The sequence below is a fragment of the Asticcacaulis sp. AC466 genome (genome assembly GCF_000495815.1).
Taxonomy (GTDB): Bacteria; Pseudomonadota; Alphaproteobacteria; order Caulobacterales; family Caulobacteraceae; genus Asticcacaulis.
On sequence record NZ_AWGE01000011.1, the window covers coordinates 24,549 to 44,558 of the forward strand.

Below are 20,010 nucleotides of genomic sequence, written 5' to 3' on the forward strand. Positions count from 1 at the left end.
GCCACAAAAATGCGTGGTAGTGGGCTTTGCGTTGCAAAAGACGGTGAAAATATTTTTGCCGTCCCAAATGAATATGGGGTGATTTCCACCTAGGCAAATTCTTGCGGAGGCAGTTGAGGTCGTTGCAAATAAACACTTGAAATTAGAATAAAAATTTTGAAAATATATACTTTTTGTCGCAAAATTCGGTCGGTAAGTTTCACCAATATGGCGTGCGGATCGTTCCCTCAGGTAAGGTTACCTATGTGACTTTATTGGAACAGGTTTCAATTGATATAGACAAAAATGTGTCGTGTGATTGACGGATTTGCGACTGAGGTCTTTAACTTCATTAACAGCGTGTAATGCTGGAAACTGCGGTGGGTGCGCCTACACCCTCATGTAACCCGGAGAAACAAGTGAAAAAGATATCTTTGCGATCTGGCCTTATGGCCACGACGACCATTTTTGGCGTCGCGTTTGGTCTTGGCTCGAATGCATTTGCGCAAGACGCCGCCACGACGACAGCCGCCCCTGAGCCGGTTACCGAAGTTGTGGTCACGGGCTCCATTCTGCGTAAGAAGAACCTGACCTCCATTTCGCCGTTGACCACCTTGACCTCCAATGACTTGGAAAAGCGCGGCGTGACGACTGTTGAGAACGTTGCGCAACGCCTGCCGGGAAACAACGGCGGCGCCATGACCAACAACTGGTCCGCCAACGGCAACTTCGCCTCGGGCGCCTCGGCGATCTCGCTGCGCGGCTTGACCAGCAACTCGACCCTGGTTCTGGTCGATGGCATGCGCCTGGCCTATTATCCGCTGGCCGATGACGCGACGCGTAACTTTGTCGATCTGAACACCATTCCGAATGCGATTATCGACCGCGTCGAAGTCTTGCAGGATGGCGCCTCTGCCACCTACGGCGCTGACGCTATCGCCGGCGTTGTTAACGTTATCACCAAGAAACAGTTCACGGGTTTGACCGCGAAAGTCTATGCCGGGACATCGGAAAAAGGGGGGGGCGATGTCAAAGGCTTCTCTGCTCTCTGGGGCAAAGGCAATTTGGCCACTGATGGCTACAACTTCTATATCAGCGCTGAATATCAAAAAGATGACCTGCTGAGCTTCAATGAGCGCGGCTATCCGTACAACACCGCCGACCAGAGCTCGACCTGTGGCACTAGCATCGTCAACGGCGCGAAGACCTGCCGGACAAACGGCGTTCAAAACGGCATCCAGTTTGATGGCCGCTTCCTTGGCGTAGGCACAACCACAGTCGCGACCGTGCGTCCCTACAATGCTGCTGCTACGTCTGCCGCCGGTAACTGGCAGTTGCTTAATCCGACAGCCGGTTGCGGAAGCCTGAAGGCAGTTACAATTGGCGCCGCCAACCTGAGCGTTCCCGTCGCCGGTGTTCCAGCAGGCACGGTTCTTTGTCAACAGGATAACGTCAACTTGTACAGCGTTATCATTCCGGAAAATGAGCGCAAGAGTGTCACTATGCGCTTCACCAAGCGTTTCAGCGACACCATGGAAGGTTATGCCTCTCTTAACCTCTATGAAAACAGCACCTACAGCTATGGTTCGCCGCGCAGCATTCGCCAGCAAGCGACGCCAGGTGCCGCAGGCACGACCTATAGCACGGCTGCCGGTTCGGCTGATTTCCCGGGCGCATTTGGTATTTACTTGCCGATCTATGTCTGTCCGCGTGGCACAACGGCTGCTTGTACCTCGGCTAACGGCACGCTGAATCCGAACAACCCGTTCGCAGGTGCCGGCGAAGTGGCGCGAATTGCTTATTCCTTCGGGGATCTGCCCTACTTTGTCACGACTGACTCGAAGACGTCTCGTTTCACCGCTGGCTTCAAAGGCACGGCTCTGGGCTGGGATTACAACGTTGACCTGACGGGGATGCAGTCCGAGCTGGAATACCAGCAACATGGTCGTCTTTATGCGAAACACCTGATTGATGTGGTTAAGGACGGGTCGTACAATTTTATGAACCCGTCGCAAAATACTCAAGCGGTTCGCGACTACCTGGCGCCGACTGTCATCCAGAACTCGAAGTCTCAGTTGGCTCAGCTCCAGTTCACAGCGGGCCGTTCGCTGATGGATCTGGCGGGGGGGCCTCTGCAATTGGGTGTTGGAGCGTCCTTCCGTTACGAAATGGTTGACAACCCCTCCGCCAACCCCGACCCCGTCGGTGGTGATCCGCGCGAGCGTTATTTCACGGTCAATCCGTTCGGCGCCAAGGGGCAGCGCACTGTATCTGCTGCGTCTTTCGAACTTGACGCGCCGTTTACAGATGCCTTGACGTTGAACCTGAGCGGACGCTACGATAGCTATTCGACTGGCTTCTCGTCTTTCTCGCCGAAAATTGCCGGAAGCTATAAGGCGACCGACAAGCTAACCTTCCGCGGTGCCTTCTCGAAGGGCTTCCGCGCCCCGGCTATCGCGGAAACCAATGCCGATCCGTCGACGGGTTTCATCACCCTGACCGCGCCGGATTCTTTCTTGGCCGCTCATAATAACAATGGCTATGGCGAAGGGTATTCGGTCGGTCTGACCACCGTTTCTTCGGCTGATTTGAAGCCGGAAAAATCGGAAGGTCGCAGCCTGGGCTTCGTCTTTACGCCGACCCGCAACCTCGCCTTCACACTGGACTACTATAAGATCCATAAGGACGGCATCATCCAGGGTGGCAATTATGCGCCGGCTCTGGACGCCTACTTTGCCGGCCAACCGATTCCCGCCGGTTTCAAGGTTATCCCGGGCACGCCGGATCAGCTTAACCCTACCGCTTTGCCAACACCTGGCTTTGTTCAGTACGGCCTGATTAACCTGTCGTCTCAGGATAACGAAGGGTTCGATGCCTCCGCCTCGGCGCGCTTCAACTTGGGGCCGGTTCGTTGGACCTCGTCTGCCGAAGCCACCTACATCCAGTCCTTCACCCAGACCTATCCGGACGGTACCAAGCTCCGCTATGATGGCACGCTCGGCAACAACCAGATCACCTCGGGTTCGGGTACGCCGAAACTGCGTGGTAACTGGCAAAATACCTTCGACTACGGCAAGGCTTCGGTTTCGGCCACCGTCTATTACATCAGCGGTTACAAGTCGATTGCCGCCGATAACGGTGACGATTATTACGGCACCTGCGCTGACGGAAGCACCGCTGCCTTCTATCGCGACGGCGCCACTCCGGTTGTGTGTAACGTCGACTCCTTCACCTATGTCGACTTGCATGGCTCGTACCAAATCACGGATAACTACTCGATCCAGCTGGATATCCTGAATGCGTTCAACGCGAATGCCCCTCAGGACCCGAGCTCGACCTATGGCATTACCAACTACAACGTGGCTTTCCACAGCCCGGGCGTCATGGGCCGTTACTTCAAGCTGACTGGCAAGGTTAACTTCTAACCCTGTCTTCAGTATCTGAATGAAGAAGGCGGTGTCGAAAGGCACCGCCTTTTTTTGTACGTCGTTTCGAAGAATATCGGATGCGCATTCAGCCCCTCTGGGCGCGGGGGCTCCCAGGTGAGGAGGATTTGGAGAGCGTATCTGTCAACACCCGCCGGAGAAACAAGCCCGAAACGAACCACTTCGGCGCCGTTAGGTCTCGGTTTTGCGCCAATGCCATCGAGTTATATGACAACTATTCGGCGCCAAAGCGACCCTGACAATTAGTATTCGCCCGAGAGCCGCCACAAAAAAAACGCCCGGATTGACCGGACGTTTTCTCAGCTGAAATTCTGAACCTTGATTAGCGCATAGACGGTTGATACGGCTCCGGGGCCAGAACATTGGCGCCGCGTTCGCGCAGGCGTTCGTCGCTGGCCTGCTGTATCATCATTTCGGCCTTTGGATCGCTCATGGCCCATCCCAGGAAGGAGAGGGCCTTCACTCCGCTCATGCCCATATGGACGCCTTGCTTGGCTGCGCCGAACAAGGTCGCGCGCTCGCCATAATTGATAAGGCGTACGTCGGCTTTGGCATCGATCTTGGCCAAAGACTTGGCGACATCAATGGCGTCATAGAAGCCGCCGAGACGATCGACCAGATGGAGCCCCAACGCCTGTTCGCCCGTCCACACCCGCCCCTTGGCAATGTCTCGAACGGTCGCTTCCGGCAGCTTACGGCCGGTGGCGACGTGCTGGATGAAGCCATTGTAGATTTCATCGATCCAGCCCGACACCGCGGCGCGCTGCGCAGGCGTGAAGGCCTGGTTCTGGCTGAAGGCCTGGGCATAGGTGCCGCCGACCGAGATGTCACGATCATCAATGCCGAAACGGCTCAGCGCGTCGCCGATGGCGAACTTGCCGCCGAACACGCCGATAGATCCCGTGAGAGTCGATGGATTGGCGACAATCGACGAAGCGCCCGAAGACACCCAATAGCCGCCCGACGCCGCGTATTCGCCCATGGACACGACAACCGGCTTTCCGGCCGCCTTGGCGGCCTGCATGGCCTGAGCGATCTGTTCGGAAGCGGTATCCGATCCCCCCGGCGACGACACGCGGAAGACAATGGCCTTTACGCTGCTATCCTTGGCGGCCTTATAGAAGGCGTTGGCGACCTCATCCGAAATCATGCCCTGGCTGCCGCCGAATGTGCTGCGGCTGCCGGCGCGGCCCGTCATGATGGCGCCTTCGCCATCGATGACCGCTATGACGTCGCCCGACATGCCGGGCGTCAAGGTGCGCTCGTAGTCTCCGATATCCATAATCTTGGCGCCGTCACCCGCGCGTTGCAAGGCGGCGTCCTCGGCTTCCTGAACCTGGCCCAGCTTATCGACCAGCCCAAGCTTCAACGCCTGCTCGGCGCCGTAAGGGCCGGCTTCCAGCGTGGATTTCAACTTGCCAGCGTCAGTGCGCCGGTCAGAAGCTGCGGCCTTTATCATGGAGCCATAAATGCTGTTCATCCAGCCCAGCGTCGCCTCACGGTGCGCCGGCGTATAGTCGCTATAGAGATATGGATTGACCGCGTTTTTGAATTCATAACGCTGCTCATATTCGGCCTTGATGCCGTACTTGTCGAAAGCGCGCTTGAGGAACATGGTCGAGGTCGAAATGCCGGTGACCTGGAAAGAGGCGTGCGGCTGCATCCACAGATTGCCCGACGACGCGCCCAGCATGTAGGAGGCAACGACCATGGTGTCGGGATAGAGGCCTTGGCTATGGGCCAGGACCGGCTTATTGGCGCGGCGGACATAGACGATAGCGTTGCGGATTTCCTCAGCAGCGGATGGCGACATGCCACCCTCAGGCAAGCGAATGAAGACGCCCTTGACCTTCGGATCGTCGGCGGCATGATGCAGCGTCGTCACCACGTCGATCGTCGACAGCTTTCCACCGGTCAGGAAGTCCAGCGGTTGCTTGGAACTTTGATCCGTCATCGCCTGGCGCAAGTCGAGGGACAGCACGACATTGCCTGCCACCTTGGGCTTCGATGCCGAGGCAATACCAATGACCAATGCAATGGGGAGGACCACAAAGACGACCAGCAAGGCGGTGACGACCGCCGCCAGCGTAATAAAGAACTGTTTCATGCTTAACCCGAAGTCCCCCGATATATTCAGCGGATACCATAACGTTTAATACTACAACGTCAAATGAAGTCGCTGTCATATAGAGGCAATGAGGCGCAGCTGTGGCCTGAAAACAAACCCCAGGATGGCAAATCGATCAGAACTTAATTCGACCGGTATGCTGGCGCGGTGTCTGCTTTTGCGTCGGTGGGCGGTCATGGGCGTGGCGGGATTGCCCCAGGCAATGCGGGCAGGAAGCGCCCTTAATATAGCTTGGTTGCGCCTGGTCTTCGGCGGTGAGGGCGTGGTCGCAGTGCAGGCATAGGACGGCGGTCGTTGACGGGTTCAGGTCGTGATCGACGGCGATGCGTTCATCGAACACGAAACACTCGCCCGCCCATAATGATTCCACACGCGGCACGTCTTCGAAATATTGCAGGATGCCACCTTTAAGGTGATAGACGTCCTCAATGCCTTGGTCGATCAGCCAGGAGGTATATTTTTCGCAACGGATGCCACCGGTGCAGAAGGTCGCCACCTTTTTGCCTTTCAAGGCTTCGGCATTGTCGCGCGTCCATTGCGGCAAATGCTTGAAGTTCGGAATATTCGGGTCGATGGCATTGCGGAAGGTGCCCAGATTCACTTCGTAATCGTTGCGCGTATCGATGATGACCACGTCGTTTCGGGAGATCAGAGCGTTCCAATCCTTAGGCTCGACATATTGGCCGAACCGCTTCATCGACACCGGCTCACCCAGGCCGATGGTTTCCTTTTTCAACCGAACCCGTACCTTGCCGAAGGGCTGGTAGTCCGCATAGGACTCTTTCCATGTGATGGGGGCGCCGATCAGGTCGGTTTGAAGATAGGTCAAAAAACTGTCGATCGCCTCGCGCGTCCCCGCCATGGTCGAATTGATGCCCTCGGCCGTGATCAGCAGTGAGCCCTTGATGCCAAGGTCAGTCAGCCGCTCAAGCAGCGGCGCCTGCATCGCTTCGAAATGGGGAAAGTCGAAGAAATGATAGAAGGCGGCGATGACGTAAGGGGGCGGGCTTGGCGGGCGATCAAACATGGCGCGCACCTATCACATTTTACAGGAAGCGCCAATCCCGGATAAAGGCAGCCTGACCGTGACGGACACCTTCTGTGTCGACGACGTTCCATAAAACCGTGTTGCGTATTTCGAACCGCTGGCCATTGGCGGATACGCGCACCCCGGCATAGTAATCGATGCCGCCGGTTTCCAGGGCAGCTCTAAGCAGCGCGTCTCGATCCGATTGGATATCGGGCGTGCCTTCGGCACTCAGGCGCGAGGGCAGGCGGGTAAAAGCCGCCCAATCCATTTCCCACAACTCCAAGGCCTGCGCATTGGCGTAGCGAAAGATCGGATCGGCCTCTATGCCGTGAGACACTATGGCTTGCGGCGCGTCGAACAGCGCCCGAGCCAGCTCGTGATCCGGCAAGACAGCCGCATCCGGCACTATGAATTGACCGGTGAAGCGATGAAAGCTTTGCGCCATCAGACGGTTATAGGCGGAAACTGCGGGGATGAGAAAAGGTGGCATGAATAAAGGGCCAGATGACATCGGAGACGAGATAGGTTGGATCGTCCTGCAAGACAAAGTGCGGCGCGTCAACCTCCACAACAGTTATATGTCGGTTGACGGCGGTCATGTCATCCACGCATCGTTTGGGTATCAATCGGTCGCGCCGCCCGCGAATGTACATGATAGGCATGTCCAGAGCCGCCAACTGTGGACGAACATCACAATCAAGCACAGCGCCCAGGCGCGTTCTCAAGACGTCGCGATCAATCGCTTGAAGAGACGCGAGAATGTCCTTTGCCATGAATTTTGTCTTCTGACTGAGGAGCGTGATCGCGACCACCCAGGCCGGTACTTTCACGCTGTCTGTCAGGAACAGGCACCGCTTAAGTAGAAGTGCCATTCGCGGCCAAGGCGTAACCGCGAAAGTCGCAGTCAATATCAAAATATCTGGCGGATGGCTCACCATCCCGGCCATCAGAATTGCCAATGGGCCGGAAAAGGATTCGGCGATGAGGATATAATTGCGGTCTGTAGGTATGTCCGGAAGCAAATATTCGCACAGTTTCGCATAATCCATTGCTTCGTTCGCCGGATAGCTCAGGATGCGAGTCTCCAGATGCAGGGACAAGGCTGCCGCGAAATGCATTGAAAAATAACCTGTCCCATCCGTTCCAGGCAGCAGCAGACATAGCGGTTTTCGGTCGGAATGTGCCATATGCCTATGATAATAAAAAGATTGGGGAAAAAATAAGCTAAAGGGATTGCGTTCGTCAAAACCTTGCGCTATCTCCACGCCTCTCGCGGCGACAAGCTACTTGGTCACGCGGGACCGGCTATATGCTGGGGAATGGTGTAATGGTAACACTCCGGTTTTTGGTACCGTCATTCTAGGTTCGAGTCCTAGTTCCCCAGCCAAACAGCTTATTATTTTTTCCAAAACTCAATTGCGCTAGTGGTGTTCGGCTCAGATGGGCTTTGAGCCGTTGAATTGCGCTTTGTATTCCGCAAAAATGTAGCCGCGAACGGCTGAGCGAACAGACGGTAGCCGCGCATCTTCATTTCCCCTGCCAAGCACATACCGGGGAAGGTGAGGAGAGCGATGAGCAAGCGCCAGGAAAAACGGGCCGCCCGCATAAGGCGGCGGTACCCTCGGGTCAGAAATTTAAGTCGTCATGACGGATAAAGACAAGCTTACCGCCGTCAGTTACCTTGTATGTAGGCTTGCAGTCGGATTTCAGTGCGCAAGTCCGCAGATTGAGATAGGGTGATCCGGTTTAGCGCGGGGGGAAGGCATGGGGTTTATTCATAGCTATCTAAACTGGATTTACGTTGCCGGCGGCTTCGTGGCGCTTTTCTTCGGCGGAGAGGGGTTGATCCGAGGGGCTATTGCGCTGGCAGAGCGCTTGCATTTGCCCAAGCTGTTAATCGGCCTGACTATTGTCGGCTTTGGAACCTCCATGCCGGAACTGCTTGTGAGTCTGAAGGCGGTTCGGGACCACGCGCCGGATGTGGCCGTTGGGAATGTTGTTGGTTCAAACATCGCAAATATCTTGCTGATCGCGGGGCTCGGCGCCCTGATTCGCCCCATGTCTACGCAAAGCCCAGGGCTTAAGCGGGACGTCCTCGTAATGCTCGCGGCTTCCATTGCGCTGGCTGTCCTGGCATGGAGAGGTGTTATTGACAGTGCGGCTGGTATGGCGATGGTAGGCGCTATCGGCATCTACCTGATCATCGCGCTCATTACCGGCCGCAAAGCGGCGCGCCTGAACGAAACCGATGCTGCCCCAGGGCGGCCACTCTCCATCCCACTTTCCCTGGTCTTCATTTCCGTTGGTATGGGCTTGCTTGTCGCGGGAGCCAATTTTCTGGTCGAAGGAGCGACGGCCATTGCCAGCTCGATGGGCGTCTCTCAGGCGATAATTGGACTCACACTTGTGGCGGTCGGTACGTCGCTGCCGGAACTGACGGTGAGTGTAATCGGCGCAGTAAAAGGTCAGAATGAGGTGAGTTTGGGTAACGTCCTCGGCAGCAACATATTCAATATCTTCGCCGTCCTGGGCGTTACCGCGTGGCTCCTTCCAATTGCCGTTTCACAACGGTTTCTGGCTGTCGATATTCCCCTGTTGGTCGCGGTGAGCCTGGCGATTTGCGTAGTGATATTCTGTAGCCGACGCGTTGGCCGGTTAACAGGCCTCATGTTCTTATTCATCTACGCGGCTTACATGTATTGGCTCAGCATGGGAGCTGAACAGTTGACGGCGTTGCAACATCTGCTGCGCGTCCACCCTGCGACTGGCGCCTAAAGACGTAGAGGCCGCCTCAGAGGGCAACTATCCCAACTTTTTGGCAGCCCCGCGCGGTTTAAGCACGCGGGGTAGAGCCGCGCCCAGCACGCCCAGCATCTCAGGACCGTAGGCCGAGCCGTTGGCTTCGAATTCGGCCTGGGTGATGCGCTCGTTGCCTTGCGCGCCAAACAGAACGACTTCGTCATCCGGATGCACGAGGTTCGGGCTATCGGTCACATCGACCATCAGGGTGTTCATCGTCACTCGGCCAACAACGGGGAACCGCCGGCCGCGTATCAGCACCTCAGTCCGGTTCTTACCCTCGGCAGGAAATTCGGGCCGGTTGGCATGGCTGAAGCCGCGCCGGTAGCCATCCGAGTAGCCAAGCGGAATATTGGCGAGCCAGCTTTCCCGTTCCAGCCGATAGGTGCGGTCATAGTTGACCGTTTGGCCCGCCGGGTAATGATTGACCACGGCGACCCTGGACTTGATCGTCTGGGTGGGAAGATAGGCGCTGGTGCTCACAGAACCGGGATCGCCATAAAGAAGGCCGCCCACGCGCACCATGTCCAGCCATGTGTCCTTGTGTTTCAGGGTCGCAAAGCTATTGGCGGTATGGTGTGTTGGCTTGTCGGCATCAAACTCTTGAGCTTTTAGCCAGGCCATATCTGACTGGTAATGGCGCAGCTGGCCAAGAATGTCGGCGTCTTCTTCACTGGGATAGTGGGTCATCAAACCTGTAATACGAAGCCTGTCGAACGATAGTATGGCGCGTGCATCCGCCTGGCCATAGGCCGTGGAAAGCTCAACGCCGTTTCGCGACATGCCGCCGCTGTTGAGCGCGAGGTGTATCGGAAGGCTGGCTTGCCCGGTCCGCCGTTTCGCCAGGGCCTGAAGAACAGCCGCCGAATCGGGATTGCCGATCAGTTCTTCAACGACGAAGGGCAGTGCATCCTCCATCTCGTCCGGTGTGGCTGTGCGCACCCGGATCAGACGGCCGCGATAGCCGAGTTCGCGGGCAACCCGGGCCTCATCATTGGAGGTGATGGCGACATCGCCGATCCGCTTGTTGATAATGGATGGCATCAACAGGGCGATACCGTTGCCATAGGCGTCCGCCTTCATGACGGCGCAGAGGCGGACCGGTCCGAGTAAGGCGCGGACCGTGTCGATATTGGCCTCGAACGCTTCGGCATCAATTTCAATCCAGCCGTTGCGGCGTCTTGCCTGTTCCAGGGTCAGGCCAAAATTGTTGGCGGAGAGGACAGGGGCGGCAGCGGCGGGCATCGCTGTAATTGCTGTCAGGCCCGTCGCGCCGGCAAGAAAGGTACGTCTGTGCATCATTGCGTCTCCCGCGTCAGAAACGCGCCCGGATATTGGCCCGTCGGCTGAGCCTTGCGGTAAACGAGCACGCCATTCACCATCACGTCGGAAACGCCAACGGCCATCGCGCCCGGATTTTCCACCGTGGCCCGGTCCGTGATGCGATCGGGATCGAACAGCACCAGATCAGCCTTGTAACCCACGCGGATCAGGCCGCGTCCTTTCAGGCCCACATTCTCCGCCGCGAGCGACGTCATCTTGCGGATTGCCTCTGGGAGGGTGAGCCGGTGTTGCTCCCGAACATAAACCCGCAGCATCTTGGCAAAGGCGCCGGCGCCGCGCGGATGACGCGACCCGATCATCCCGTCTGAACACAGGTTGCTGTAAGGCCAGGCGATGAAGTCCGCGACATCCTTTGGGTCCATAGCGGTGCCGATTACCGCTTCGACGGGTTCTATTCCCGGATGCGCCGCTTTCCAGGTTTCAGCGGTCTGAATGAGCCAGAGGTAAGTGACAGCGGGCTCCTCGTGTCGCTGCGCCGCAATCTCGGCGATCGTATGCCCCACCAAAGACGGATCGGGCGCGTAGGCACCCAGCCGCATGCCTTCAGGCGTTGTGAGATGGGTCAGGGCGAAGCGCGCTGCCGAAATATCGGTGAAATCGCGCTTGGGGAACAATACCGTCAATGTTGATTGCCAGTATTCGTATGGGTAGACGTCGGCGGTGACATTGATACCGCGCGCACGTGCCGCGTCCAGCTTAGCCAGCACGGCCTTGGCGTCGCCCCAGCGATCGACGATGCCCAACTTGAGGTGGGAAATCTGAACCGGGATGCCCGTTTGCGCGCCTATGTCCAACAATTCATCGAGGGCCGCGTCGAAACCTGTGTCTTCGCTACGCATATGGCTGATGTAGCGTCCGCCGTCGGCCGCGGCGGTGCGGGCAAGTGCGACCACTTCGTCATGGTTGGAATAAATGCCCGGATCATATTCGAGACCTGTCGACAGGCCGAGAGACCCGGCCTTCATGTCTATATCGAGCAGGCGCTGCATGGCCTGTATTTCCGACAAGGTTGCCGCCCTTTTGAAATCCGCGCCCATGACCTTCGCACGCAGATATCCGTGGCCGGTATAGGCCGCTACGTTCACCGCTGCGGGGCGCGCGGTGAACTGGTTGGATATGTCGGCAAAAGCGCCCGAACTTTCACCATCTTGGCCGATGACGATTGTCGTGACGCCTTCCGCCAATAGCTGTGGCATGGCGCGATCCGCGTAAGCGCCGCGATCATGGTGGCTGTGGCTATCGATGAAGCCGGGCGCCAGCGCCAGCCCATTCGCCTCAATCACGGTTTCCCCCTTATGGGGACGCAGCTTGCCGATGGCCGCTATTCGATCATTCTCCACTCTCACAGATACCCGCTTGGCGGGGGCACCGGAGCCATCATACACCACGGCGCCTGTGATTAAGGTAGATGCCGCCGCGCCGTTGCTTGACAAAATAAGCGCGGCCGCGGCGATGCCAGCGCCTATCAGCAGGGCAAGACGCGAAAAGATGGGCTTGCGGGAAACACCCGGTTCCTTGGCGATGCCGGCCGGGAGATGCGCATAACGGCGGTTCAGATTCACGGTCAGGGCGTTCATGGCTTCACCGCCTCGTCGCTGGCAATGGTCATTTTCCCGCCGTTGACAGAGTAATAGCGATCAAAGGACGGGTTTTCCACCTTGCCATCGGGCAGATGGATTATCGACTGATGACCAATGCCGATAACGTGGATACGCGGTACATCCAGCGGACCGGGTTTATTGGGCACACGCAAGGACGATCCGTCGACCAGCCAGGCCCCGCCGTTGGCATCGGTTGCGTAGATACGCCCCGATCCGTTAGGTTCGACGGCGAGTGCGGCACCTTCGTCGACGCCCAGGCCCAGGATTGGGCTGGCGTCGGCCGGACGACCAAGCTGTGCTTTCGCTACAAAGGCAAAGAGCCTGCCCAGCCTGTCGCGCTCTTTGAAATGCGTGTCGGTCAGCACACCCTTCAGCAGGGCGATGTGGAGGAAATCGCCTTCGATGGTGTTGCGAGGGCCAAAAGGATCAGCAAGGCCCTCATCTGAGGTCAGGCTTGTGCTATCCATGCAGCCATAAAGGACTTCGCCCAGTATCGCGAGGCCTGCGCTGGTGCCGGCAATGGGTTTTCCACTCGCGACATGCGCGTCAATGATCTCGGCGACCGGCGTGCCGCGCCAGAATTTGACATAGTCAGACTGGTCGCCGCCTGAGATAAAGATGCCGTCAGCGTGCTTCAGGGCCTCCAGAACTTTCGGATCGTAGGCGGCGGTGCGGTCCGTGAACTCAAAGGTTTCCGCCGAGAGAATACCGCCGATTTTCTGCTTGAATTCCTTGCCGGCAGCCGGGCCGTAAGCCGCGCTCAGGATGACGATATGACCATGTCCGGCCTTGGCGAAAAACCATTTCATGGCATCGAGGTTTCGATCGCCACCGCCGATCAGAAGAAGGCCCCCCGTTACCGGATCCGGCGTCTGCGCTTTCAAATCCCCCACGTCATAATGGTTATATCCCGCGGGCCTTGCCTGGACTGCGAGTGTTCCGGCGAAACTGGCGGCGACGCCGGCGATAATTGCGATCAATATCCGTGTGTGACGTTTTATCATGTCTCGGCGCCCTTAGATTTTATGAACAGGGCTATTTGGTTGCACGTATCGGTCCAACAGAAAACAGAATGTCGCGGGCAAAAAGCAAAATATTGCGAATTAGCGACAAAATGGATACATAAATATACATTTTGATACTATCGCCTTACGGCTCACTGTCTGCCGCGGATTGGCCTCGATTGATTGAGCTTGCTTTGAAAATTCACCTGTGAGAGTCAGTCAAGCGTTGGGGCTGGAATGCCAGTCCAGAATGCGTCCGCCCTTAGTTCAGGCCTTGGTGTAACTTTCGCGATCATGTCAACGTATAGATCAGATGAATGGCAGGCCTTGATGCTGAGTGCCCAAGGTGGAGATGCAAAGGCTTATCGCGCTTTGCTTCAGTCCTTGCGCCCCTGGCTTCTGTCCTATTTTAACCGCCGCCTGAGAGGCGGCGATGTCGAAGATCTGGTACAAATGACCCTGTTGAGTTTGCATGAAAAACGTCACACCTATAATCCTCAGGCTGCCTTCATGCCTTGGATTGCTGCCGTCGCGCGGCATAAGTTGATTGACTATGTGCGTTGGTCTGGCCGGCGCGTGCACGTCGAATTAACCGAAGACCTCGGCCTCGAAGATGGTCTGTCGAACGATTTGGCCCAGCGCGATGTCGCGGTGTTGCTGGCGAAATTGCCAAAGGACCAAGCGCAACTGATTTCACTGCATAAGCTTGAAGGGCTGACCTCCGAAGAAGTGGCGGCCAGAATCGGAAAGAATGCCTCCGCAGTAAAGGTTTCCATACACCGGGGTCTGAAGAAATTGCAGGCGCTTGTCGGTGTGAAAAGCGGTGAGGTCTCCGATGACTGATTCCCGCGATGACATCATTGACAGCCTGGCAGATAATTTAAAACCTGTCAGGCCGATGCGTGACAGCCTGCTATGGGCCGGGGCCGCGGGTGGCTTGCTGTTGGCGGTCCTCTATATTTCGACCTTTTATGGTTTTCGCCCCGAAATCGTGAACCTGCCAAAAGGAACACTGCCGGCGCATTTCACACCGGTTGGCAAGCCTCTGCTCTTTTTCGGTCTAGGCGTCACAGCCTTGTGGACAGTGTCCCGCTTGACCCGTCCAGAAGGTGAGATGAAGGCGATTTATCTATTGCCGGTGCTTGCCGCCTTGGGCCTGACGCTGTTCAACATGACGGTCGAACTGATAAGTGACGGCTGGGCCGCATCGGCTGAGCGGTTGAATGGCGGGGTAGTGGTCTGTTTTACGACGATCCTGTGCGGCGGCATGGCGGGGCTTCTTTTGCTTTGGCGCTTTTGGTTGCGCCGTTCCGCGTCCTCGCACCCAACGGCTCTCGCGGCCATGAGCGGTCTTGCGACTGCCTCGTTGATGGCATCCGCCTACGCGCTTCACTGCAACATGGACGCGCCGGTCTACATGGTTTTGATCTACGGTCTTGCCGTGGCTATATTCACCGGTTTCGCAACATTGCTCGGTCGCCGTCTTTTGAAATGGTGAATTTATTCGTAGACCTATATGTGTCAGTAAATGTCGCAGATCAGGCCGTTGGATATCCATTGCCCAAGCCACTGCGAGGCGGTGAGGGTGGTATCCGTTTCGGGATAGCGTCCGTCTAGATCGGCGCAAAGGCTGGCGAATGACGCACCGCGTTCCAGCATCACTATTGCCGCATACTCATCCGCCTCAAGGGTACGAAACACGGGCTCAAGTCCGTTTCGCCAAACAATAAGCCCGGCCGCTTTGCCCAAGGTCTGAACCGGTGGTGGCGTCTCGTCGTGAGACAAGGCCTGCCAGATGGCTACGGAATTGGTGGATAGCGGCCTATGGCGAAAGCCTGATGCCAGCCGCAACCGGGCAACCGACCAGTCCGCATTTGCGAGAGCGGTTGGGTCGATAACGGATGTATCGGCGGCGGAGAAGGCCTGTCGAAGGGCCCAATCAAGCCAGGCGAGTTCAGGCACTTCAGGGTCATCGGGATAGAGGACCGCCAGAGTCGCTTCGAAACCGAGGCCAACCGCATCAAGTGTCCATGACGTGGGTGGATGAGTGCTGATATATGTTCGGCCGGCAGCATCAAAGGCGTCATCACCGAGCCAGGACCAGACACGGCCGTAGGTGTCACGCAGGGCCTCCAGCAGACGGCTGCGGTAGGCGAAATGATATACGGCTTCACCGGGCGTCAAAGATGGCGGGGCATCATTGAGAATGAGGTCAAGGAACCGGGCTTGCGTAGTCGCTAAGGTCATTCGGCGGGCTCAGCTTGAGGGGCTAGGACAGCGCGGTTGATGATCGCGCGGGCATGATCGACCTCGGCGAGCAACTCGGCCAAGGGGGGTATATTGTCGTCGCGTTCGATCATGATAGCGACCGTGTCCAGGCGCGGAGCCAGGCTTTCGAACAGAGACCACACGCCGTCCGGAACAGGCTGGTCGTGTGTATCGATTAGCAGGGACTGATTTGTCGAATGACCCGCCAAATGGATCTGACGAACGCGGGCCGCCGGGATGCCATCGATATAATCGGACGCTTTAAATCCATGATTATGAGCGCTTACGTAAATATTGTTGACGTCGAGAAGCAACTCGCAACCGCTGCGTTTGCAAACTTCCGACAGAAAATCCCACTCTGTATAGCTATCCTCGGGAAAGGTCACATAGCTTGACGGGTTTTCAATCAGCAGATTTCGCCCCAGCGCCGTCTGGGCCTGATCAATATTACGGCAGACGCGCTCAAGGGCTTCCTCGGTCAGAGGCAAGGGCAGCAGGTCATGGCTGTTGGTGCCACCGATACCGGTCCAGCATAGATGATCAGATACCCATAGGGGCTCAACTCTGTCGATTAGGATGCGTAAGCGGTGCAAATATTCGCTGTTTAGACCGCCACTGGCGCCCAGAGACATGGATACCCCATGCATACAGACGGGATAGCTCTGCCGAATCTGGTCGAGAACCCACAAAGGGCGCCCGCCGGCGATCATAAAATTCTCGGAAATGATCTCGACAAAATCGACCGGCTGAGGGGCGCTTAGGAAGTCCGAATAATGGGGTGTGCGCAGGCCGAGGCCGAAGCCGGAAAACGCTGGGATAGGCGAAAAGGCGTGCATTGAGAAACCGAGATCAGGAGAGGCGCCTGACGCAAACGCGGTCAGGCGCCAGAGTGGAAGTGTGGATTACATAATGTCGCCGATGGTGCCCTTCTTGGCCAGGCAGGCCTTGGCGGTGACGGCCTTGAAGCCCTGGCCCTTGCAGGCGTTCATGCCCTTGCAATCGTGAGCCGTGGTCTTGCAGTCGGACGTGCCTTTGCAGCTATTGATGCCGTAGCAGTGAACGGTGTCGGTCGCGGAAATAGCGGCGCCGGAGGCTCCAGCCGGGGCGGTGGCGGCCGTCGCGAAAGTTGACATCGCCAGGAAGGCAGCAGCGGAAGCAATGGCGGCGCCGGATTTCAATGTGATCATGGGGGCAGTCCTCTCAGATGTGTGTTTTGCCGGAGTGGCAATGAGGATTACGCCGGTCTGTCGATGAAAGTTACACGCCTCTGGAAATGTTTTGTAACCGTCAATGCGGGAGGGGACAGCATAATCAGGTTCAGCCTTTTCTTCCTAAAAGCGAGAATTTTTTTATGACTGTAACCGAATGGCCCCTCGCGGCGTAATCCTCAGCATGGCCGACAACACGCCTGGCCAGTTCGAAACTTTAACCCGCCTTCAACACCTGCATGGAGCTTGACTATGACCTATATGAAAACCGGCATCGCTGCCGCCGCCATCCTCGCCCTCGTATCCGGCGCGGCACTCGCCGCTGACAAGAAGCCGGCGGAAACCGAAAAGTGCTACGGCGTCGCCAAGGCCGGCCAGAATGATTGCAAGGCCGGTGCGGGTACGACCTGTGCCGGCACGTCCAAGGTCAACTACGATGGCAAGGCCTTCAAGGAAGTGCCCAAGGGTACCTGCGTGACCATCAAGACCCCCAAGGGCTTCGGCTCGCTTACGCCTAAGGCCTAAGCGTTTACAGGGGAGATAGGATATGAGCCACAGACCCACCGCCGGCGTTGGCCTGAAGCCCGAGCATTACGCTGAGGCCGCGGAAGACGTTCGCGATGGGCTGTGGTTCGAAGTCCACCCCGAAAACTATATGATTGATGGCGGACCCCGATTAGCCTGGCTTGAGAAGATAGCTTCCTCTCATCCGCTATCCCTGCATGGCGTCGGCATGTCGCTGGCTGCCGATGAACTGCCCGATGCCCGTCATTTGCGGGCGTTGAAACAGTTGATCGAGCGGTTCCGGCCGTTTGCTGTGTCGGAGCATCTGGCCTGGTCTAAGCGGCGAGGGGGCTATGCCCCCGATCTCCTGCCCTTTCCCAGAACCTTACGCACTTTGGATCGCGTTGTCCGAAACATCGACCATGCCCAGTCGTATTTGGGTGTCAGGCTTCTGATCGAAAACCCATCGCTCTATATGCCATTGTCTGGACATGAGATGGACGAAAATGCGTTTCTTGGCGAACTCGTTCAAAGGACAGGCTGCGGGCTGCTGGTCGATATCAATAACGTCCACATCAGCGCGCACAATCTCGGCTACGATGCCGAGGCGTATCTGGCCAGACTGCCTGCCGATGCCATAGGTGAAATTCATCTGGCGGGCCATGAACTTGATCCCGGACCGCGCAGCCAGATGTTGATCGATACCCATGCGGCGCCGATTTCCGAGCAGGTTTGGCAACTTTATGAGCGCTTTGTCGCGCGCATCGGTCCACGGCCAACCTTGATTGAACGCGACGATAATATCCCAGCCTACAGCGATTTGATGCGGGAACGGGATCGCGCCCATAGGTGTCTCATGGCCTTAAACGTCAAGGATTTGGCGAATGTTTGAAGATGGGGCAGAGCCATTTTTTGATGCCTTCTCCCGTGCGCTGGCAGGTGATGATGCCGCCTTGGCCCCATGGTGGTCAGACGATGCGCACGGCATGGCCGGCCTGAGCATATACCGGAATACGGTTTACAAGGGCTTGGCGGATGCAATTGCCGCATCCTATCCAACTGTTTTGAAAGTGGTTGGCGAGGATTGGTTGCGTGAGGCGGCTGTCCTGTTTGCACGCAGCCATCCGCCAGCGCATCCGGTCCTAATTGACTATGGCGCGGGGTTTGCCGACTGGCTGGATGCGTTTGAACCGGCGGGAGACATGCCGTTTTTGCCCGATCTGGCGCGTATGGACCGTCTGTGGACCGAGGCGCACCTGGCAGCGGAGGCTGACCCATTTGACCCGCAGACCTTGGTGAGTCTGTCACCGGACGCATATGACCAGGTTACACTCCAACTCATCCCATCGGCGCGGCTGGCGAGCTTCGCGATGGGAATCCCAGCCCTATGGGAGTCCTTGAGGTTGCCTGAGGGGGCTGACGCGCTTGAGTTGGAGGACGCGCCCCGGGCCGTATTGCTCTGGCGGCCCTATGGCGAAGTCAAGGCGCGGCCCCTGACACCAGACGCCTATGCGTTCCTGGCGGCGTGCCGCGCTGGCCAAAGCCTGGCGTCCGCCGTCGCTGAGGCCTCCGCTCTGGCTGACATCACTGATCTGCCTGCGATGTTTGCCGATCTCATCTCAAACGGCATTTTTGCCGCATTGGTCCCATTTCCAATTGAAGGAGTTTCCCCATGACAACACCGCCAAGTGATAGTCCGGCGCTCGTCAGGCCCATCAACGCGATAGGTGACGCGTTGCAGAGATTAATCCCCGATGATTTGATCTTGCTCATCACCCGTCTGGGCGTCGCGGGCGTGTTTTTCCTGTCGGGGCGAAGCAAGGTTGATGGAGTGCTGCATATCACCGACGGCACCTATACGCTTTTTCGGGAAGACTATCATGTCCCTCTGATCCCGCCCGACATTGCCGCTCACCTGGCGACCTATTCCGAACACCTCTTCTCGATCCTGCTGGTGCTGGGGCTATTCACCCGCTTTTCGGCCGCGGCCTTCTTTGGCATGACGGCCGTTATCGAAATTTTCGTCTATCCAGACGCCTGGCCAACCCATTTGAGCTGGGCCGCCCTTTTGATCTTGCTCATTGCTCGCGGCGGCGGCGCATGGAGCCTGGATCGCCTGCTCAAAATCCGCTGATACATCAGGCAATGTTAGATGTTTCATGGCAAAATATCTTCTAACCACAACAGGTGGACAGAATGTCAATCAATGGCGACTACCCGCATCCCGTTACGGTCAACGGCTTTAGCTGCAAGAATTGCACGGACGTAGATTATGCGAAAAAGCACATAGATCCGTCACATCCAAAGTCTGGTCCCTATAATATAAGTGCCGACAGCGATCCGTCACGGACACAGGCGGTGACCTTCGGTGGTGCGCTGCGTGACCTATCGGCGGCGCCGTCGACTGCGTCGATAACGACACCTGCTATGCCTGCACCGGGGCAGGTCTTGAATATCACGGTGTGAAGCAAGTCAACACAGCTGTTTCATATGGCGATCGTCCATCTCGGACTTCGCCGTGATATATATTTTGACAAATGACCATTTCGATCCACAATGGTTAACGGGTGCTGCCGGATTTTAATCCTCAGCTGGCGGGGGGGCATCAAGTGTTAAAGTGGAATCTTAAGGCCGTCGTGTTGAGCATTTCGGTTGGAACTGTTTTCCTGCTCGGTGTTAACGCCGCCACGGAAACATAT

The 20,010-nt window shown here is 57.1% G+C and carries 19 protein-coding genes and 1 tRNA gene; 10 read left to right on the forward strand and 10 right to left on the reverse strand.

Annotated elements, in window-relative coordinates; all coding sequences use genetic code 11:
* Nucleotides 1-398 precede the first annotated feature (398 nt).
* A complete protein-coding gene (locus tag AEAC466_RS34210) occupies nucleotides 399-3,404 on the forward strand; it encodes a TonB-dependent receptor plug domain-containing protein (RefSeq protein WP_031238819.1) in 3,006 nt (1,001 codons plus the stop codon).
* A gap of 343 nt (nucleotides 3,405-3,747) precedes the next feature.
* Here the strand turns inward: AEAC466_RS34210 and sppA are convergent, their stop codons facing one another.
* The 4 genes from sppA to AEAC466_RS34230 form a co-directional block, all read right to left on the reverse strand.
* The gene (gene sppA / locus AEAC466_RS34215) at nucleotides 3,748-5,532 is read right to left on the reverse strand and encodes a signal peptide peptidase SppA (protein WP_023458356.1); all 1,785 of its coding nucleotides are present in this window, start codon (nucleotides 5,530-5,532) and stop codon (nucleotides 3,748-3,750) included.
* Nucleotides 5,533-5,668: 136 nt separating this feature from the next.
* Nucleotides 5,669-6,580 carry an oxygen-dependent tRNA uridine(34) hydroxylase TrhO gene (gene trhO, locus AEAC466_RS34220; protein WP_023458357.1) on the reverse strand — a complete coding sequence of 304 codons (912 nt, stop codon included), beginning with the start codon at nucleotides 6,578-6,580 and terminating at the stop codon, nucleotides 5,669-5,671.
* A gap of 19 nt (nucleotides 6,581-6,599) precedes the next feature.
* Nucleotides 6,600-7,073, reverse strand: coding sequence for an MEKHLA domain-containing protein (locus tag AEAC466_RS34225; RefSeq protein ID WP_031238821.1), 474 nt, complete (start codon nucleotides 7,071-7,073; stop codon nucleotides 6,600-6,602).
* Nucleotides 7,036-7,848: an alpha/beta fold hydrolase gene (locus AEAC466_RS34230; RefSeq protein WP_162148951.1), complete on the reverse strand. Its 813-nt coding sequence runs from the start codon at nucleotides 7,846-7,848 to the stop codon at nucleotides 7,036-7,038. Before AEAC466_RS34230 ends, AEAC466_RS34225 begins: the two co-directional genes overlap by 38 nt.
* A 48-nt stretch (nucleotides 7,849-7,896) precedes the next feature.
* On the opposite strand from AEAC466_RS34230, the gene AEAC466_RS34235 reads away from it, so the two are divergent.
* Both AEAC466_RS34235 and AEAC466_RS34240 read left to right on the forward strand, forming a co-directional pair.
* Nucleotides 7,897-7,970: transfer RNA gene (locus AEAC466_RS34235), tRNA-Gln, on the forward strand.
* Between the two features lie 377 nt (nucleotides 7,971-8,347).
* A complete protein-coding gene (locus tag AEAC466_RS34240) occupies nucleotides 8,348-9,358 on the forward strand; it encodes a calcium/sodium antiporter (RefSeq protein ID WP_023458360.1) in 1,011 nt (336 codons plus the stop codon).
* A 27-nt stretch (nucleotides 9,359-9,385) separates the two neighbouring features.
* Here the strand turns inward: AEAC466_RS34240 and alr are convergent, their stop codons facing one another.
* From alr to AEAC466_RS34255, 3 genes are read right to left on the reverse strand one after another with little or no spacing between them, the layout of a single operon-like run.
* Nucleotides 9,386-10,684, reverse strand: coding sequence for an alanine racemase (gene alr / locus AEAC466_RS34245; protein ID WP_031238825.1), 1,299 nt, complete (start codon nucleotides 10,682-10,684; stop codon nucleotides 9,386-9,388).
* Nucleotides 10,681-12,303: an N-acyl-D-amino-acid deacylase family protein gene (locus AEAC466_RS34250; RefSeq protein WP_023458362.1), complete on the reverse strand. Its 1,623-nt coding sequence runs from the start codon at nucleotides 12,301-12,303 to the stop codon at nucleotides 10,681-10,683. Before AEAC466_RS34250 ends, alr begins: the two co-directional genes overlap by 4 nt.
* The gene (locus AEAC466_RS34255; RefSeq protein ID WP_023458363.1) at nucleotides 12,300-13,331 is read right to left on the reverse strand and encodes a cyanophycinase; all 1,032 of its coding nucleotides are present in this window, start codon (nucleotides 13,329-13,331) and stop codon (nucleotides 12,300-12,302) included. The genes AEAC466_RS34250 and AEAC466_RS34255 overlap by 4 nt, the downstream gene beginning before the upstream one ends.
* Before the next feature lie 330 nt (nucleotides 13,332-13,661).
* Here AEAC466_RS34255 and AEAC466_RS34260 point away from each other — a divergent pair, with 330 nt between their 5' ends.
* Both AEAC466_RS34260 and AEAC466_RS34265 read left to right on the forward strand, forming a co-directional pair.
* Nucleotides 13,662-14,174 (forward strand): sigma-70 family RNA polymerase sigma factor, encoded by a 513-nt coding sequence (locus AEAC466_RS34260; protein WP_052025124.1) that lies wholly within the window; start codon nucleotides 13,662-13,664, stop codon nucleotides 14,172-14,174.
* Entirely contained in the window at nucleotides 14,167-14,829 is a 663-nt protein-coding gene (locus AEAC466_RS34265; protein ID WP_023458366.1) for an NrsF family protein, read from the forward strand. The genes AEAC466_RS34260 and AEAC466_RS34265 overlap by 8 nt, the downstream gene beginning before the upstream one ends.
* 23 nt (nucleotides 14,830-14,852) lie before the next feature.
* On the opposite strand, the gene AEAC466_RS34270 is transcribed toward AEAC466_RS34265, so the two are convergent.
* The 3 genes from AEAC466_RS34270 to bufA2 all read right to left on the reverse strand — a co-directional run bounded on the left by AEAC466_RS34270 (nucleotide 14,853) and on the right by bufA2 (nucleotide 16,786).
* Nucleotides 14,853-15,578 (reverse strand): HvfC/BufC N-terminal domain-containing protein, encoded by a 726-nt coding sequence (locus AEAC466_RS34270; RefSeq protein WP_023458367.1) that lies wholly within the window; start codon nucleotides 15,576-15,578, stop codon nucleotides 14,853-14,855.
* On the reverse strand, nucleotides 15,575-16,435 hold the full coding sequence (bufB, locus tag AEAC466_RS34275; RefSeq protein WP_023458368.1) for an MNIO family bufferin maturase: 861 nt from the start codon (nucleotides 16,433-16,435) through the stop codon (nucleotides 15,575-15,577). Before bufB (AEAC466_RS34275) ends, AEAC466_RS34270 begins: the two co-directional genes overlap by 4 nt.
* A 66-nt stretch (nucleotides 16,436-16,501) precedes the next feature.
* Entirely contained in the window at nucleotides 16,502-16,786 is a 285-nt protein-coding gene (gene bufA2, locus AEAC466_RS34280) for a BufA2 family periplasmic bufferin-type metallophore (RefSeq protein ID WP_023458369.1), read from the reverse strand.
* Nucleotides 16,787-17,059: 273 nt separating this feature from the next.
* On the opposite strand from bufA2, the gene AEAC466_RS34285 reads away from it, so the two are divergent.
* The 5 genes from AEAC466_RS34285 (at nucleotide 17,060) to AEAC466_RS34305 (ending at nucleotide 19,777) form a co-directional block, all read left to right on the forward strand.
* A complete protein-coding gene (locus AEAC466_RS34285; protein ID WP_023458370.1) occupies nucleotides 17,060-17,332 on the forward strand; it encodes a BufA1 family periplasmic bufferin-type metallophore in 273 nt (90 codons plus the stop codon).
* Between the two features lie 22 nt (nucleotides 17,333-17,354).
* A complete protein-coding gene (gene bufB / locus AEAC466_RS34290; RefSeq protein ID WP_023458371.1) occupies nucleotides 17,355-18,203 on the forward strand; it encodes an MNIO family bufferin maturase in 849 nt (282 codons plus the stop codon).
* Nucleotides 18,196-18,987: an HvfC/BufC family peptide modification chaperone gene (locus AEAC466_RS34295; RefSeq protein WP_023458372.1), complete on the forward strand. Its 792-nt coding sequence runs from the start codon at nucleotides 18,196-18,198 to the stop codon at nucleotides 18,985-18,987. The genes bufB (AEAC466_RS34290) and AEAC466_RS34295 overlap by 8 nt, the downstream gene beginning before the upstream one ends.
* Nucleotides 18,984-19,445, forward strand: a complete 462-nt coding sequence (locus AEAC466_RS34300; RefSeq protein WP_023458373.1) for a DoxX family protein — start codon at nucleotides 18,984-18,986, stop codon at nucleotides 19,443-19,445. Before AEAC466_RS34295 ends, AEAC466_RS34300 begins: the two co-directional genes overlap by 4 nt.
* A 62-nt stretch (nucleotides 19,446-19,507) precedes the next feature.
* Nucleotides 19,508-19,777 (forward strand): hypothetical protein, encoded by a 270-nt coding sequence (locus tag AEAC466_RS34305; RefSeq protein WP_023458374.1) that lies wholly within the window; start codon nucleotides 19,508-19,510, stop codon nucleotides 19,775-19,777.
* The last annotated feature ends 233 nt before the right edge of the window (nucleotides 19,778-20,010 follow it).

Coding starts and splice junctions, on each gene's coding strand:
- sppA (WP_023458356.1), bottom strand. CDS start 5,532: ATGAAACAGTTCTTTATTACGCTGGCGGCGGTCGTCACCGCCTTGCTG.
- trhO (WP_023458357.1), bottom strand. CDS start 6,580: ATGTTTGATCGCCCGCCAAGCCCGCCCCCTTACGTCATCGCCGCCTTC.
- AEAC466_RS34225 (WP_031238821.1), bottom strand. CDS start 7,073: ATGCCACCTTTTCTCATCCCCGCAGTTTCCGCCTATAACCGTCTGATG.
- AEAC466_RS34240 (WP_023458360.1), top strand. CDS start 8,348: ATGGGGTTTATTCATAGCTATCTAAACTGGATTTACGTTGCCGGCGGC.
- alr (WP_031238825.1), bottom strand. CDS start 10,684: ATGATGCACAGACGTACCTTTCTTGCCGGCGCGACGGGCCTGACAGCA.
- AEAC466_RS34250 (WP_023458362.1), bottom strand. CDS start 12,303: ATGAACGCCCTGACCGTGAATCTGAACCGCCGTTATGCGCATCTCCCG.
- AEAC466_RS34255 (WP_023458363.1), bottom strand. CDS start 13,331: ATGATAAAACGTCACACACGGATATTGATCGCAATTATCGCCGGCGTC.
- AEAC466_RS34260 (WP_052025124.1), top strand. CDS start 13,662: ATGCTGAGTGCCCAAGGTGGAGATGCAAAGGCTTATCGCGCTTTGCTT.
- AEAC466_RS34265 (WP_023458366.1), top strand. CDS start 14,167: ATGACTGATTCCCGCGATGACATCATTGACAGCCTGGCAGATAATTTA.
- AEAC466_RS34270 (WP_023458367.1), bottom strand. CDS start 15,578: ATGACCTTAGCGACTACGCAAGCCCGGTTCCTTGACCTCATTCTCAAT.
- bufB (WP_023458368.1), bottom strand. CDS start 16,435: ATGCACGCCTTTTCGCCTATCCCAGCGTTTTCCGGCTTCGGCCTCGGC.
- bufA2 (WP_023458369.1), bottom strand. CDS start 16,786: ATGATCACATTGAAATCCGGCGCCGCCATTGCTTCCGCTGCTGCCTTC.
- AEAC466_RS34285 (WP_023458370.1), top strand. CDS start 17,060: ATGACCTATATGAAAACCGGCATCGCTGCCGCCGCCATCCTCGCCCTC.
- bufB (WP_023458371.1), top strand. CDS start 17,355: ATGAGCCACAGACCCACCGCCGGCGTTGGCCTGAAGCCCGAGCATTAC.
- AEAC466_RS34295 (WP_023458372.1), top strand. CDS start 18,196: ATGTTTGAAGATGGGGCAGAGCCATTTTTTGATGCCTTCTCCCGTGCG.
- AEAC466_RS34300 (WP_023458373.1), top strand. CDS start 18,984: ATGACAACACCGCCAAGTGATAGTCCGGCGCTCGTCAGGCCCATCAAC.
- AEAC466_RS34305 (WP_023458374.1), top strand. CDS start 19,508: ATGTCAATCAATGGCGACTACCCGCATCCCGTTACGGTCAACGGCTTT.